This is a genomic window from Candidatus Pseudomonas auctus (genome assembly GCF_048654275.1).
GTDB classification, from domain to species: domain Bacteria; phylum Pseudomonadota; class Gammaproteobacteria; order Pseudomonadales; family Pseudomonadaceae; genus Aquipseudomonas; species Aquipseudomonas pharyngis.
Window position 1 is genome coordinate 156,769 of sequence record NZ_JBJYZK010000004.1, and the last position, 14,585, is coordinate 171,353.

Below are 14,585 nucleotides of genomic sequence, written 5' to 3' on the forward strand. Positions count from 1 at the left end.
ATGGAACTTGATCTCTGGACTCAGAGCCTCGTCACTGCAATGACTGCGTTGTGGACCAAAGTCGCTAACTTCATTCCTAACCTGTTCGGCGCACTGGTTGTGCTGCTCTTGGGTTTCGTTGTGGCCAAGCTGCTCGATACCTTGCTGTCCAAGTTGCTGGCCAAACTGGGGCTTGATCGCCTGATGGGCGGCACCGGCCTGACCAAATTGATGTCCCGCGCGGGGCTGCAAGTGCCGATCTCCACGTTGATCGGCAAAATCGTTTACTGGTTCGTTCTGCTGATTTTTCTGGTTTCGGCAGCAGAATCCCTTGGACTTGAGCGAGTTTCAGCTACGCTTGACATGCTGGCGCTCTATTTGCCGAAAGTATTCGGTGCCGCGCTGGTGTTGCTGGTGGGTGTCCTGCTTGCACAATTGGCCAATGGCCTGGTTCGCGGGGCGGCAGAAGGCGTAGGCCTGGACTACGCTTCAGGACTTGGGCGAATTGCCCAAGGCCTGGTGATCATCATCAGCATTTCGGTCGCAATCAGTCAGTTGGAGGTCAAGACCGACCTGCTGAACCATGTGATCGTCATCGTATTGATTACCGTTGGTCTGGCGGTTGCGCTGGCCATGGGTTTGGGAAGCCGGGAAATTGCCGGTCAGATTCTTGCGGGAATCTATGTGCGTGAGTTGTATCAGGTTGGGCAACAAGTGCGTATTGGCGAGGTCGAAGGCCAGATCGAAGAGATCGGCACGGTTAAGACCACATTGCTGACCGATGAGGGTGAGCTAGTCTCTCTCTCCAATCGGATCCTGCTGGAACAGCATGTGAGTAGCCGCTAACCCGGCAAACCCTGCTAATGTATGCCGCCGCAAAATGCCAGCTGTCGCTGGCTGCGGTGGACATTGACCTGACTGTCGGCACGACTTGTTTTGAATAAAGCCCAAACGCTATCCACGCGCTACGATCCCCGCGAGCTCTCTGATGAGGAGTTGGTCGCGCGCTCGCATACCGAGCTTTTTCACGTGACGCGCGCCTACGAAGAACTGATGCGGCGTTACCAGCGGACATTATTTAACGTGTGCGCACGATATCTTGGGAACGATCGCGATGCAGACGATGTCTGTCAGGAAGTGATGTTGAAGGTGTTGTATGGCCTGAAGAACTTCGAGGGGAAATCGAAGTTCAAGACATGGCTATACAGCATCACCTACAACGAATGCATCACACAGTATCGGAAGGAACGGCGAAAGCGTCGCTTGATGGACGCACTGAGTCTTGACCCCCTCGAGGAAGCGTCCGAAGAAAAGGCGCCGAAACCCGAGGAGAAGGGCGGACTGGATCGCTGGCTGGTGTATGTGAACCCGATCGACCGGGAAATTCTGGTGCTACGATTTGTCGCAGAGCTGGAGTTTCAGGAGATCGCAGACATCATGCACATGGGTTTGAGTGCGACAAAAATGCGTTACAAACGCGCTCTTGATAAATTGCGTGAGAAATTTGCAGGCATTGCTGAAACTTAGTTCGGCGCAAATATCTCTTACGTGTAGGCAAGTTCTGATAGACTTGCCGCCGAGTTGTCCCCCGGTTTGCGGGACTGCTTCACAATCACCAGATGGGGATTTAACGGATGAAACTGAAAAACACCTTGGGCTTGGCCATTGGTTCTTTGATTGCCGCCACTTCTTTCGGCGCTCTGGCACAAGGCCAAGGCGCAGTTGAAATCGAAGGCTTCGCAAAGAAAGAACAATTCGACAGCGCTCGTAACTTCAAGAACAACGGCAACCTGTTCGGCGGTTCGATCGGTTACTTCCTGACCGACGACGTTGAACTGCGTCTGGGCTACGACGAAGTGCACAACGTGCGTGCCGACGATGGCAAGAACGTCAAGGGCGCCAACACCGCTCTGGACGCTCTGTACCACTTCAACAACCCAGGCGACATGCTGCGTCCATACGTTTCGGCCGGTTTCTCTGACCAGAGCATCGACCAGAACGGTTCGAACGGTCGTAACCGTTCCACCTTCGCCAACCTGGGCGCTGGTGCCAAGCTGTACTTCACCGACAACTTCTACGCCCGTGCTGGCGTTGAAGCTCAGTACAACATCGACCAGGGCGACACCGAGTGGGCTCCTAGCGTCGGTATCGGTGTGAACTTCGGTGGCGGCTCCAAGCCAGCTGCTGCTCCAGTTCCAGCACCAGCTGAAGTCTGCTCCGACAGCGACAACGACGGCGTTTGCGACAACGTTGACAAGTGCCCGGACACCCCAGCCAACGTAACTGTTGACGCTGATGGCTGCCCTGCAGTTGCTGAAGTTGTTCGTGTTGAGCTGGACGTGAAGTTCGACTTCGACAAGTCGGTTGTTAAGCCAAACAGCTACGGCGACATCAAAAACCTGGCTGACTTCATGAAGCAGTACCCATCCACCACCACTACTGTTGAAGGTCACACTGACTCCGTCGGTCCTGACGCTTACAACCAGAAACTGTCCGAGCGTCGTGCAAACGCCGTTAAGCAAGTTCTGACCAACCAGTACGGTGTTGAATCGTCCCGCGTTCAGTCGATCGGCTACGGCGAATCCCGCCCAGTTGCTGACAACAAAACTGAAGCTGGCCGCGCTGTTAACCGTCGCGTAGAAGCGCAGGTTGAAGCTCAAGCTAAGTAATTAGCTGCCGCTACGAGAAAAGCCCGGCTTAGGCCGGGCTTTTCTTTGCCTGCGATTTGGTGAAACCGGGGATTGTCAGGCCAATCGGTCGGCTGCCCAGCCAATCGAATCCATCTGGGTCGCAGCCGCTGCGACGGCGCCTATGACCAGAATCGCAGGACTCCTGAGCTGGAAACCAAGTGCATCGTCCTCCATCCCTGTTAGATCACTGCGGCATTCGCGTTGTTCTGGCAACGAGGCATTCTCGATCATCGCCACTGGTGTATCCGCCGCCATACCGCCCGCCAGCAGTTGCTCGCGAATCTCGCCGAGCTTCGCCACCCCCATGTAAATCACCAGCGTCGTGCCGCCCTGCGCCAAGGCCCGCCAGTTCAACTGGCTGTCGTCCTGAGTGTGGGCCGTGACCAGCGTCACACCCCGGGCCACGCCGCGCAACGTCAGCGGGATATCACACTGGGTCGCGCCGGCCAGTCCGGCGGTGATGCCATTGACCAGTCCCACCTCGACCCCGCGCTCACGCAACCACTGCGCTTCCTCACCCCCGCGCCCGAAAATGCACGGATCGCCGCCCTTGAGCCGCACCACGCATTTGCCCTGACGGGCGTAACGCAACATCAGCCGATGGATGAACGCCTGAGGCGTCGAACGACAGCCGCCGCGTTTACCGACGGCAATGATCCGCGCAGCAGGGCAGTGTTCAAGTACCGCCTCATTGACCAGATCGTCGATCAGCACCACCTCGGCTTCGCGCAAGGCCCGCACCGCTTTGAGCGTCAGCAATTCAGGATCACCGGGACCCGCGCCCACCAGCCAGACTTTCGCGTTCATGGTGTTTTCCTCTTCAGATAACGGCGACCGGACGCACTTCGGCGGCCAGCAAGCGCTTGATTTCCGGGACGCAGGAACCGCATTGCGTGCCGCACCCCAATGTATTTTTCAAACCCTGCAGATCCAGACCTTCACGGATACCGGCGCAGACCGCGCTGTGGCTGACGTTCTTGCAGTTGCACAGGGTCTTGTCAGCCACAACCTGCGCGCCGGCATTGCCCGGCGGCGCACTCATCGGTGCCAGCAGCCAGCGCCGCAGTTGTTCGTCGGCGCGGCCCTCGAGCCACAGACCTTGCAACCAGTGCTGGGCGAGGGTTTCACCGGCAAGGCGGATCGCGGTGATTCGCCCGTTTTCGATGCGTACCCGTTTGCCAATGGCGCGGCGAGGATCGTCATAAGCCAGTACCGGCCCCTCGATCAGAGCCAGGCACTGGTCGATTTCACGCAGCAATTGCGGTTCTGGCGCCACGACGCTGGCTGCGCGTATCAGCAGCGCAGGCCGTTCACGTCCGACAAGGCTGAGACTTGCGTAGGAAAACGCCTCGCAGAGCGGTCGAAGCGCCTCGAAATGCCGTTGAACATCGCCCTCGATCAGTGCGAACAGTTGCCATGGCAAGTCCACCGTTTCCAGCCGCACACTGCTGTGCTTGAGTTCCGGTTGTTTCGACAAAGGATCGAAGGCGGGTAGGGTCAGGCTGTTCACACCGCCCTTGAGGAAACGATCGCCCCAGTGCATCGGCAGGAACGCCTGGCCCGGACGCACGCTGTCATCGCTGGCGACCGCCACGATCACTGAGCCCCGACGACTTTTCAGATTCACCAGATCCCCAGGCTGCAAGCGGTGACGGCGCAATTCGTCCGGATGCAGACTCAACACTGCTTCGCTGACATGACCGAATAACTGCGCCGCCGTGCCGGTGCGGCTCATACCGTGCCATTGATCACGCAGGCGGCCAGTGATCAGGGTCAGTGGAAAGCGCGCGTCGCGTTGTTCTTTGGCGGCGCGATAGGGATCGGCAACGAACTGTGCGCGCCCGTTCGGCGTAGGAAAGATACCGTCGCCATACAGCCGGGCTGTACCTTGGCGGGCGCCAGCGGGGAAGGGCCATTGCTGTGGCCCCAGCTCATCAATCAACCGATGGCTGATCCCGGACAAATCCAGATCGCGGCCACGGGTCAGTTGTTTGTACTCGTCAAACAGCTGCGCCGGTTGTTCGAACGCAAACAGCCCCGGCTGCTGCGGGCGCAGACGCTTCTCCAGGCGTTGTGCGAAATCTACGGTGATCGCCCAGTCCGGTCGTGCTTCACCCGGTGCGGCAATGGCCTGGCGGACGTGGGAAATCCGCCGTTCGGAGTTGGTCACCGAACCTTCCTTCTCGCCCCAACTGGCCGCCGGCAGCAGTAGATCGGCAAACGCTGCGGTTTCGGTGGTGCGAAACGCCTCCTGCAACACCACGAACGGACAGGCTTCCAGCGCGGCGCGGACGGCGTTCTGGTCCGGCATCGATTGCGCGGGGTTGGTGCAGGCAATCCACAACGCCTTGATCTTGCCGCTGCGCACTTGTTCAAACAGTTCGATGGCGCTGAGACCGGTATTTTCCGGCAGCTTATCCACACCCCAATACGCCGCGACTTCTGCGCGGTGCTCTGGATTGGCGACTTCACGATGGCCTGGCAACAGGTTGGAAAGGCTGCCGGTTTCGCGCCCGCCCATGGCATTCGGCTGACCGGTCAGGGAGAAAGGTCCTGCACCCGGCCGGCCGATTTGCCCGGTGGCCAGGTGCAGATTGATCAGCGCGCTGTTTTTCGCGCTACCGGCGGTAGACTGGTTCAGGCCCATGCACCACAGCGACAGAAAGCTTGGTGATGTGCCGATCCATTCGGCGCATTGCTGCAACTGCTCGACACTGATCCCGCACAGTTGCGACACCATCGCCGGGGTGTAATCGCGTACCAGACTTTTCAGCTCGGCGAGGCCCTCGGTGTGAGACTGGATGAAGTCGCGGTCGATCCAGTCTTCCCACAACAGCAGATGCAAAATCCCATGGAACAACGCGACATCGGTGCCCGGCAGAATCGCCAGGTGCAGGTCCGCCAGATCACAGGTGTCGGTGCGCCGTGGATCAATAACGACGACTTTCATTTGCGGACGGCGGGATTTTGCCTCTTCGAGACGGCGAAAAAGTACCGGATGGGCGTAGGCCATGTTACTGCCGACGATCACCACGCAATCGCTCAACTCCAGGTCTTCATAGCTGCACGGCGGTGCGTCGGCGCCGAGGCTGCGCTTGTAGCCGACCACCGCCGAAGACATGCACAGCCGTGAGTTGCTGTCGATGTTGTTGGTGCCGACCAGCGCCCGCGCCAGTTTGTTGAAGGCGTAGTAGTCCTCGGTCAGCAACTGCCCGGAGATATAGAACGCCACGCTGTCCGGGCCGTGTTCGGCGATGGTTTCGGCGAAGACCTGGGTGGCGTGATCCAGTGCGGTGTCCCAGTCGCAACGGCTGCGCGCCAGGCCTTTGCCCAAGCGCAGTTCCGGGTACAACGCCCGTGCCGCCAAGTCGCCGGTCAGGTGCAGGGTCGAGCCTTTGCTGCACAGTTTGCCGAAGTTGGCCGGATGCGCCGGATCACCGCTGACGCCGAGGATGCGCTCGCCGTCATGCTCGATCAGCACGCCGCAGCCGACCCCGCAATAACAGCAGGTCGAGGCGGTCGTCTGGCGGTTCATCAGACGGCGTCCCGCAGGGCCAGTTGCACGCGGCCGTTTTCCACTCGGGCCGGGTGATGGTGCGCGCAGCCGACGTCCGGGGCCTGGGCTTCGCCGGATTGCAGGTCGATCTGCCAGTTGTGCAGCGGGCAGGCGACACGTTTGCCGTAGATCAGTCCTTGGGACAACGGGCCGCCCTTGTGCGGACAGCGGTCATCGAGTGCGAAAACTTCGTCGTCGCTTGTACGAAAGATCGCAATGTCACCTTTGGGCCCGGCGATGATCCGCGAACCGAGGGCGTTGATCTCTTCCAGGGCACAGATATCGAGCCAGTTCATGCCGGCACCTCCAGGTTTTTCACAGGGATCACGTCGAATTCTTTCTTCAGTTGCGGCTGGGCGAGGCGCTCTTTCCACGGATCCTGTTCGAACGACAGGGAGAATTGCAGGCGTTCGTTCAGGGCCTTGCGGCGTTCGGGATCTTCCAGCACGGCCTTCTTGATGTGCTCCATGCCGACCCGTTGCAGGTAGTGCACGGTGCGTTCGAGGTAGAAGGCTTCTTCGCGGTACAGCTGCAGGAACGCGCCGTTGTACTCGCGCACTTCCTCGGCGGTCTTGAGCTTGACGAAGAACTCGGCGACTTCGGTCTTGATCCCGCCGTTGCCGCCGATGTACATCTCCCAGCCGGAATCGACGCCGATGATGCCTACGTCCTTGATCCCCGCTTCCGAACAGTTGCGTGGGCATCCGGAGACCGCCAGCTTCACTTTGTGCGGCGACCACATGTTGAACAGGTCATGTTCGAGGTCGATGCCCAACTGGGTCGAATTCTGCGTGCCGAAGCGGCAGAACTCGCTGCCGACGCAGGTTTTCACGGTGCGGATCGATTTGCCGTAGGCGTGGCCGGACGGCATGTCGAGGTCTTTCCACACACCGGGCAGATCCTGCTTTTTGATCCCCAGCAGGTCGATGCGCTGGCCGCCGGTGACCTTGACCATTGGCACCTGGTATTTGTCCGCCACGTCGGCGATCCGCCGCAGTTCCGACGGGTTGGTCACGCCGCCCCACATTCGTGGCACCACCGAATAAGTGCCGTCCTTCTGGATGTTGGCGTGGGCCCGCTCGTTGATCAGGCGCGACTGCGGATCGTCCTTGGCTTCGCCGGGCCAGGTGGAAATCAGGTAGTAGTTGAGGGCCGGGCGGCAGGTGGCGCAGCCGTTCGGGGTGCGCCAGTTGAGGTAGCTCATGGTGCCGGCGATGGTCAGCAGGTGCTGCTCGCGAATGGCCTGGCGGATCTGGCCGTGGTTGAGGTCGCTGCAACCGCAGATGGCTTTTTCGCTTTTCGGTTTGACGTCCGCCGCGCCGCCGACGGTGTTGATCAGGATCTGCTCGACCAGCCCGGCGCAGGAGCCACAAGAGCTGGCAGCCTTGGTGTGTTTCTTCACTTCGTCGACGCTGAACAGCCCGTGTTCCTGAATCGCCTTGACGATGGTGCCCTTGCACACGCCGTTGCAGCCGCAGACTTCGGCGTTGTCGGCCATGCTCATGGCTTTGTCCTGGCCCTGATGTCCTACGTCACCGAGGGCGTTTTCACCAAACATCAAGTGATCGCGGATCTCGCCGATGGCGTGATTCTCACGAATCTGCCGGAAATACCAACCGCCATCTGCCGTATCGCCGTACAGACAGGCGCCGACCAGCACGTCATCCTTGATCACCAGTTTTTTGTACACGCCGCCGATCGGGTCGGAGAGGGTGATGGTTTCGGTGCCTTCGCCGCCCATGAAGTCGCCGGCGGAAAACAGGTCGATGCCGGTGACTTTCAATTTGGTCGACGTCACCGAGCCCTGATAACGGGCGAAACCCAATTGGGCCAGGTGGTTGGCGCAGACCTTGGCCTGCTCGAACAACGGCGCCACCAGGCCGTAGGCGATGCCACGATGGTTGGCGCACTCACCGATGGCATAGATGCGCGGGTCGTAGGTTTGCAGGGTGTCGTTGACCAAAATCCCGCGATTGCACGGGATGCCGGCCTTTTCCGCGAGTTCGGTGTTGGGGCGAATGCCGGCGGCCATGACCACCAGATCGGCAGGAATGATGTCGCCGTTCTTGAATTGCACCGAGCCGACGCGACCGTTGCCGGCGTCGTGCAGGGCCTGGGTCTGTTCGCACAGGCGAAAGTGCAGGCCACGGGCCTCGAGGGCGGTTTGCAGGAGCTGGCCGCTGGTCTTGTCCAGTTGCCGCTCCAGCAGCCATTCACCGAGGTGCACCACGGTGACGTGCATGCCGCGCAGCATCAGGCCGTTGGCGGCTTCGAGGCCGAGCAGGCCGCCGCCGATCACCACGGCGTGCTTGTGGGTTTTTGCGGTGTCGATCATCGCCTGGGTGTCGGCGATGTCGCGGTAACCGATCACGCCCTGCAAGGTGTTGCCGGGGATCGGCAGGATGAACGGGGTCGAGCCGGTGGCGATCAGCAGGCGATCGTATTCGGCCTCGGTGCCGTCCTCGGCGATCACCCGGCGTTTGACTCGGTCGATCTCCACCACTTTGCGGTTAAGCAGCAGTTTGATGCCGTTTTCCAGGTACCAGTCGAGGTCGTTGAGCACGATCTCTTCGAAGGTCTGTTCGCCGGCCAGCACCGGCGACAACAGGATGCGGTTGTAGTTGGTGTGCGGTTCGGCGCCGAAGACCGTGATGTCGTACAGCTCGTTGCTCAGCTTGAGCAGTTCTTCCAGGGTGCGGACCCCGGCCATGCCATTGCCGATCATCACCAGTTTGAGTTTTTTCATCAGGTTCTCCGGGAGCATCGGGCTTGCCTCTTGTGGGCAGTCAGGCCTTGCTCGACAAAAATGGCGCAAACAAAAAAGGCGTCCCGCCAGTTACCTAGCGAGGACGCCTTTGTCCTTGTCCCGTTCTCTCGGGAAGCCTGGCCTTCGTCGTTGAAGGTCGGGCTTTATGTCAGTTGAAAACGTTAATGCAGTGGTTGTGCCAAGTCGCGCTGAGCCGCGAATTCACTGGGGTAATGCTGGAATTGGCCAGGTGTTCATTGTGTTTTTTGCACTGAATGGAAGCGGCACGCCCGTTAATGGAGCGCCGCATCAGCCATGAAACAACAGAAACAGCAGCACCAGATTGCCCAGCAGTGCCAGCAACGCCAATGTTCGCCAGACCTTCAGCGGCTCCCGTTCCAGCAAGGGGCGAGGGCGTACATTCAGGCTGCGGCGCTCACCTTGTTCCAGCGTCAGCAGCCATTCCTCGGCGGTTTCATACCGTTGCAGCGGGTCGGCCGAGACCCCGCGCTCCAGACACTGCGCCAGCCACTCCGGCAGATCCGGGCGATAGCGACCGGCACTCACCGGCACCCCGAAACGCGGGCGCTGGAACGCTTCGATCTCACCGTAGGGAAAATGCCCGGTGAGCAAGAAATACAGAGTCACGCCCACCGCATACAGATCCTGTTGTGCGCCGGGTGCGGCGCCCTGAAAGGCTTCCGGTGCGATGTAGCTCGGGGTTCCGGGCAAGGTCGACGGTGCGTCCTGCGACAGACCGGGGCAATACGCCAGACCGAAATCCAGCAGCCGCAACTCGCCGTCATCCCCCAGATGCAGGTTTTCCGGTTTGATGTCGCGGTGCAGGATCTGCCGTCGATGCAGCAGGCCGACGGCCCGCAGCAGGCTCTCGGCCAAATCCTGCCACTGGGCCAGTGGCAGCGGGCCGCTTTGTTCGAACAACTGCGCCAGGGTGGTTCCCGAATATTCACGCATCACGTAGTACAAATGCTGACGCTGACCGGCGCTATGGACTTCAGGGAAATGCCGCCCGGCGACGCGTTTGAGAAACCATTCCTCCGCCAGCAAGGCCTGGCCGGCCTGGGCATCGTCTGCCAGTGGTGCAGGCAAGGTCTTCAACAGCCACGCCTGACCCTGACCATCGAGCACGCGATACAGCAGCGATTGCTGGCTCTGACTTATAACCTCTTGAACCCGCCAGCCTTCAAAGGCCTGAGCCGGTTTCAGCGGTGGGGGCAGGGGCCATTGCTGCAAATGAATCAACGCATCGCCAAGGCTGGCCTCGCCGACCGCATCCACCCGCACCAACAGCGCACTGGCATTGTCCTGACTGCCGGCCAGATGTGCAGCGTTGACCAGCGTTTGCGCGGCACTGTGCAGGTCCGGTTGATCGCGCAGAATCCCGGCGATGGCGGTATCGCCAAGCGCGGCCCACACGCCGTCACTGAGCAGCACGAAACATTCGCCGTCACGCAGTTCGCCGTCGAGAAAGTCCAGCACCAGATGCTGATCCAGCCCCAGTGCGCGCTTGAGCACATGCTGCATGCCCGGTTGATCCCAGACGTGATCCTCGCTGATTCGCTGCAAGGTTTCGGCGTGCCAGCGATAAACCCGGCAATCGCCGACGTGCGCCAGGGTAAAGCGCCGGCCGCGCATGACCAGCACACTGACCGTGGTGAGCAGCGGCTGACCGCCACCATTGGCCTGCAACCAGCGGTTTTGTGCGAGCAGCAGACGATCGAGGGCCTGGGCCACGCTCCAGGTTTCCGGGGTGGCGTAGTAGTCCAGCGCCAGCGCCTGCAAGGTCGAACGCGCGGCAAGACCACCATCGGCGCACTGGCTGACGCCGTCGGCGATGGCGAACAGGAAACCCTTGCTGGCGGCCAGCGCCGGGGCCGGGGTCACCAGGCGCAAGGCGTCCTGGTTTTCCGCGCGGGGACCGGTGGCGCTGGCTTCGGCAAAGCTCAGTTGCAGAGCCATTCGGGCCTCAGACCCGGGCAGCGGTCACGGCCGCCGAACCCCAGGTGGTTCTCCAGCGACGTTTGACCCCATGCAGGCCGAACCACGCCAGCACGCCAAGGCTGGCGAACAACCACAGCGCCAGTTGATAGCTGCCGGTGCTCTGTTTGATCGCGCCCATGCCTGCCGCCAGGGCAAAGCCGCCGATGCCGCCGGCCATGCCGATCAGCCCGGTCATCACGCCGATTTCACGCCGAAAGCGCTGTGGCACCAGTTGGAACACCGCGCCATTACCCGCGCCGAGACCGAGCATGGTGCAGACGAACAGGGCCAGCGCCGCGTAGGAACTCGGCAGGTTGAAGCCGACCGCCGCGATGCAGACTACGGCCACTGTGTACATCGCCAGCAGGGTGCGAATTCCGCCGAACCGGTCCGCCAGCGCGCCACCCAGCGGTCGCATCAGGCTGCCGCCGAACACGCAGGCGGCGGTGTAGTAACCGGCGGTCACCGGGCTGAGGCCGTATTGATCGTTGAAGTAGCCGGGCAGGGCGCTGGCCAGGCCGATGAAGCCGCCGAAGGTGACGCTGTAGAAAAACATGAACCACCAGCTGTCGCGGTCGCCCAGGGCCTTGAAGTAGTCGGCCATGGATTTGGCTTTTGGCCGCTCCGGGGCGTTTTTTGCCAGCCAGGCGAACAGCACCAGGGTCAGGAGCAGCGGAATCAGGGCGAACCCGAACACATTGCTCCAGCCAAACGCCGCCGCCAGCACCGGGGCGATCAGCGCCGCGAACACGGTCCCGGAATTGCCGGCCCCGGCGATGCCCATCGCCTTGCCCTGATGCTCCGGCGGATACCACTGCGAGGCCAGCGGCAGGGCCACGGCGAACGAAGCGCCGGCCATGCCGAGGAACAGGCCGAGCAGCAGAGCCTGTTCGTAACTGTGGATGCCGAGTTTCCAGGCACCGAACAATGCGCAGATCACGATCACCTGGCCGATCAGCCCGGCAGTCTTGGGTGACAGGCGATCGGCAAGCATGCCCATCGCAAAGCGCAGCACCGCGCCGGCCAGAATCGGCGTGGCCACCACGAGGCCGCGCTGTTGAGTGGTCAGGTGCAGGTCGCCAGCAATCTGCACCGCCAGCGGGCCGAGCAGGTACCAGACCATGAAGCTCAGGTCGAAATACAGGAAGGCCGCGAACAGGGTCGGGGTGTGGCCGGATTTCCAGAAGCTTTTATTCATCGCGCACCTCAGCTGTTAAGAATCTCGAGAAGGAGTCACAAGCCAGCAAGTGGAGCGCCGCCACGGCCGCACCACCGGCCCCGGGCTGTTGGGCCAAAACGCAAAAACGCCGCTACCCGGATCGCCGAAAGGGGCGAAGAAGGTGAGCGACGTCTTTGTCGTAGGTGGGGCAACCGCCGTTGGTTACCTGTAGGGATTACTTAGCGAGATTTGTGCCAAGTCAAAATCAAAAGCCCCTCACCCTAACCCTCTCCCGGAGGGAGAGGGAACTGATCGGGGGATATTCGAGAGATACGCCGACGTGAGCGATCGGCTTTGAATCCATAATCGACTGGGTTTTTCAGGTCGATGTATGACGCAAGACACTGCGGTCGGTTCCCTCTCCCTCCGGGAGAGGGCTAGGGTGAGGGCGCTTTTGATTTTTCGCTGCAAAAGTAGCGCAGAATTTCAGCCAAGCAGCTCGCTCATCGCAATGATCTGCTCCGCCACCTGAATCAGTTTCTGCTGGCGGCTCATGGCCTGGCGGCGCATCAGGGTGTAGGCCTCTTCTTCGTTGCAGTCCTTCATTTTCATCAACAGGCCCTTGGCCAGTTCGATGCGTTTGCGCTCGGCCAGTTGCTGGTCGCGGGCCTGTAGCTGGGCGCGCAAGGCCTGGTCGCTCTCGAAGCGGGCCATGGCCACGTCGAGAATCGGCTGCAGGCGTTGTGCGTGAATGCCCTCGACGATGTAGGCACTGACCCCGGACTTGATCGCCTGACGCATCACGCCGGGATCATGCTCGTCGGTGAACATCACGATCGGCCGGGGCTGGTCGCGGCTGACCAGCACCACTTGCTCCATCACATCGCGGCTCGGTGACTCGGTATCGATCAGGATCACGTCCGGACGCACCGTTTCGACGCGCGCCGGCAGGTCGATGGTCAGGCCCGACTCGTCGATCACTTCGAAACCGGCCTCGGTCAACGCGGCTTTCAGGCGCCCGACTTTTTTCGCGGTGTCGTTGATCAGCAGAATGCGCAGCATGTTCGCGGTCTCCTGTCAGCGCTGGGCGAGAAGGGGGGCGCTGTCGCTCAGCGCGTGGAGCTTGAAGCTTCGGGCGTAGGCTGCCGGTTCGCTACCGTCCCAGATTTTGCCGTCGATCAACTGGCTGCTGCGCATGTCCTTGCCCCAGGCCGCAACGCCCACAGCAGTCGCTGCGTCGCGATAGATCTCCAGTTGCTGCACCTGACGGGCGACGGCGAGGTAGTCGGGGTCATCGCGCAGCAAGCCCCAACGGCGAAACTGGGTCATGAACCACATGCCGTCCGACAGGTACGGCAGGTTCACCGCGCCGTCGCCGTGAAAGCGCAGGGCGTGCGGGTCTTGCCAGCGATTGCCGAGGCCATCGTCGTAGTCGCCGAGAAAGCGCGGTTCGATGCAGGAGACCGGGGCGTCGAGGTACTCGGCGGCGCTGAGAAGTTGCGCGGTGCTGCGGCGGTTTTCCGGGCTCTCTTCTATGAAACGGCTGGCTTCCAGGATCGCCATCACCAAGGCCCGCGCGGTGTTGGGGTATTGCTCGACGAAGGCGCGGGTGCAGCCGAGGACTTTTTCCGGGTGATCGGGCCAGATGGTCTGGCTGGTGGCCAGCGTGAAGCCGAGATTCTGCTGCACGGCGCTGGCCGCCCAGGGCTCGCCGACGCATAAACCATCGATGCGACCGGCCTGAAGGTGCGCGACCATTTGCGGCGGCGGCACCACCACGCTGTCGACATCCTGCAACGGATGAATGCCCTGGCTCGCCAGCCAGTAATACAGCCACATGGCATGGGTGCCGGTCGGGAAGGTCTGGGCGAAGGTCAGTTTTGCGCGGGTTTGGTGCACATGATGGTGCAGCGCTTCAGGACCGGTCACGCCCAGGCCCTGCAAACCGTGGGACAGGTTGAGGCTCTGGCCGTTCTGGTTCAGACCCATCAACACCGCCATGTCGGTTGACGCGACGCCGCCGATGCCCAGATGCACCGCGTAAATCAGGCCGTAAAGGCTGTGGGCGGCATCGAGTTCGCCGCTGACCAGATTGTCCCGCAGGTTGGCCCAGGAACTCTGGCGCTTGAGATTCAGGGTCAGGCCGTAAGGCTGGGCAAAGCCCTGAGTGGCGGCGACCACCAGCGAGGCGCAGTCGCTCAGGGCCATGAAGCCCAGGTTGATCGCGCTTTTTTCCGGGGCATCGCTGCCGTTGACCCAGGCCAGCGGCCCGGCGGAGGTTTGAGTCATGAAAGCCACCCTCAAAAAAAACGTCGTCCCAGGCTTTGCCCGCGCAAAACCGAGAGACGACGCCATTGTCCTTGCCTGCACGCCACCATTGGCCTGCCGGCTGATGCCGTGGAAGGTGCAAGGCATATGCCATGCGCACGGATTTACGCGTGCGCCTCGCGCGGC

The 14,585-nt window shown here is 61.3% G+C and carries 11 protein-coding genes; 3 read left to right on the forward strand and 8 right to left on the reverse strand.

Annotation, left to right across the window (positions count from 1 at the left end):
- The 3 genes from ACKUG4_RS09820 to ACKUG4_RS09830 all read left to right on the forward strand — a co-directional run bounded on the left by ACKUG4_RS09820 (position 1) and on the right by ACKUG4_RS09830 (position 2,648).
- Positions 1–825, forward strand: coding sequence for a mechanosensitive ion channel family protein (locus ACKUG4_RS09820; RefSeq protein WP_007951987.1), 825 nt, complete (start codon positions 1–3; stop codon positions 823–825).
- A 90-nt stretch (positions 826–915) separates the two neighbouring features.
- Positions 916–1,506: an RNA polymerase sigma factor SigX gene (sigX, locus tag ACKUG4_RS09825; RefSeq protein WP_011333251.1), complete on the forward strand. Its 591-nt coding sequence runs from the start codon at positions 916–918 to the stop codon at positions 1,504–1,506.
- Between the two features lie 107 nt (positions 1,507–1,613).
- Complete coding sequence (locus ACKUG4_RS09830) at positions 1,614–2,648, forward strand: OmpA family protein (protein ID WP_011333252.1); 1,035 nt, start codon at positions 1,614–1,616, stop codon at positions 2,646–2,648.
- A 75-nt stretch (positions 2,649–2,723) separates the two neighbouring features.
- On the opposite strand, the gene cobA is transcribed toward ACKUG4_RS09830, so the two are convergent.
- From cobA to ACKUG4_RS09870, 8 genes are all read right to left on the reverse strand, one after another.
- The gene (gene cobA / locus ACKUG4_RS09835) at positions 2,724–3,476 is read right to left on the reverse strand and encodes a uroporphyrinogen-III C-methyltransferase (RefSeq protein ID WP_445433893.1); all 753 of its coding nucleotides are present in this window, start codon (positions 3,474–3,476) and stop codon (positions 2,724–2,726) included.
- A 13-nt stretch (positions 3,477–3,489) separates the two neighbouring features.
- The gene (locus tag ACKUG4_RS09840; RefSeq protein ID WP_445433894.1) at positions 3,490–6,204 is read right to left on the reverse strand and encodes a nitrate reductase; all 2,715 of its coding nucleotides are present in this window, start codon (positions 6,202–6,204) and stop codon (positions 3,490–3,492) included.
- Positions 6,204–6,521, reverse strand: a complete 318-nt coding sequence (gene nirD, locus ACKUG4_RS09845) for a nitrite reductase small subunit NirD (RefSeq protein WP_007951992.1) — start codon at positions 6,519–6,521, stop codon at positions 6,204–6,206. The genes ACKUG4_RS09840 and nirD overlap by 1 nt, the downstream gene beginning before the upstream one ends.
- Positions 6,518–8,971, reverse strand: coding sequence for a nitrite reductase large subunit NirB (nirB, locus tag ACKUG4_RS09850; RefSeq protein ID WP_445433895.1), 2,454 nt, complete (start codon positions 8,969–8,971; stop codon positions 6,518–6,520). Before nirB ends, nirD begins: the two co-directional genes overlap by 4 nt.
- Positions 8,972–9,280: 309 nt before the next feature.
- Positions 9,281–10,951 (reverse strand): bifunctional protein-serine/threonine kinase/phosphatase, encoded by a 1,671-nt coding sequence (locus tag ACKUG4_RS09855; RefSeq protein WP_445433896.1) that lies wholly within the window; start codon positions 10,949–10,951, stop codon positions 9,281–9,283.
- 7 nt (positions 10,952–10,958) lie between these two features.
- Positions 10,959–12,170, reverse strand: a complete 1,212-nt coding sequence (locus tag ACKUG4_RS09860) for a nitrate/nitrite transporter (RefSeq protein ID WP_064594690.1) — start codon at positions 12,168–12,170, stop codon at positions 10,959–10,961.
- Positions 12,171–12,617: 447 nt separating this feature from the next.
- Entirely contained in the window at positions 12,618–13,193 is a 576-nt protein-coding gene (locus ACKUG4_RS09865) for an ANTAR domain-containing response regulator (protein WP_007916390.1), read from the reverse strand.
- 15 nt (positions 13,194–13,208) lie between these two features.
- A complete protein-coding gene (locus tag ACKUG4_RS09870; RefSeq protein WP_445433897.1) occupies positions 13,209–14,420 on the reverse strand; it encodes a CmpA/NrtA family ABC transporter substrate-binding protein in 1,212 nt (403 codons plus the stop codon).
- Positions 14,421–14,585: the final 165 nt, after the last annotated feature.

What these genes read in the sequence shown, in the direction of transcription:
- ACKUG4_RS09860 (WP_064594690.1), bottom strand. Translation starts at nt 12,170, where the DNA reads ATGAATAAAAGCTTCTGGAAATCCGGCCACACCCCGACCCTGTTCGCG.
- cobA (WP_445433893.1), bottom strand. Translation starts at nt 3,476, where the DNA reads ATGAACGCGAAAGTCTGGCTGGTGGGCGCGGGTCCCGGTGATCCTGAA.
- nirD (WP_007951992.1), bottom strand. Translation starts at nt 6,521, where the DNA reads ATGAACTGGCTCGATATCTGTGCCCTGGAAGAGATCAACGCCCTCGGT.
- ACKUG4_RS09855 (WP_445433896.1), bottom strand. Translation starts at nt 10,951, where the DNA reads ATGGCTCTGCAACTGAGCTTTGCCGAAGCCAGCGCCACCGGTCCCCGC.
- ACKUG4_RS09840 (WP_445433894.1), bottom strand. Translation starts at nt 6,204, where the DNA reads ATGAACCGCCAGACGACCGCCTCGACCTGCTGTTATTGCGGGGTCGGC.
- ACKUG4_RS09870 (WP_445433897.1), bottom strand. Translation starts at nt 14,420, where the DNA reads ATGACTCAAACCTCCGCCGGGCCGCTGGCCTGGGTCAACGGCAGCGAT.
- ACKUG4_RS09830 (WP_011333252.1), top strand. Translation starts at nt 1,614, where the DNA reads ATGAAACTGAAAAACACCTTGGGCTTGGCCATTGGTTCTTTGATTGCC.
- ACKUG4_RS09820 (WP_007951987.1), top strand. Translation starts at nt 1, where the DNA reads ATGGAACTTGATCTCTGGACTCAGAGCCTCGTCACTGCAATGACTGCG.
- nirB (WP_445433895.1), bottom strand. Translation starts at nt 8,971, where the DNA reads ATGAAAAAACTCAAACTGGTGATGATCGGCAATGGCATGGCCGGGGTC.
- ACKUG4_RS09865 (WP_007916390.1), bottom strand. Translation starts at nt 13,193, where the DNA reads ATGCTGCGCATTCTGCTGATCAACGACACCGCGAAAAAAGTCGGGCGC.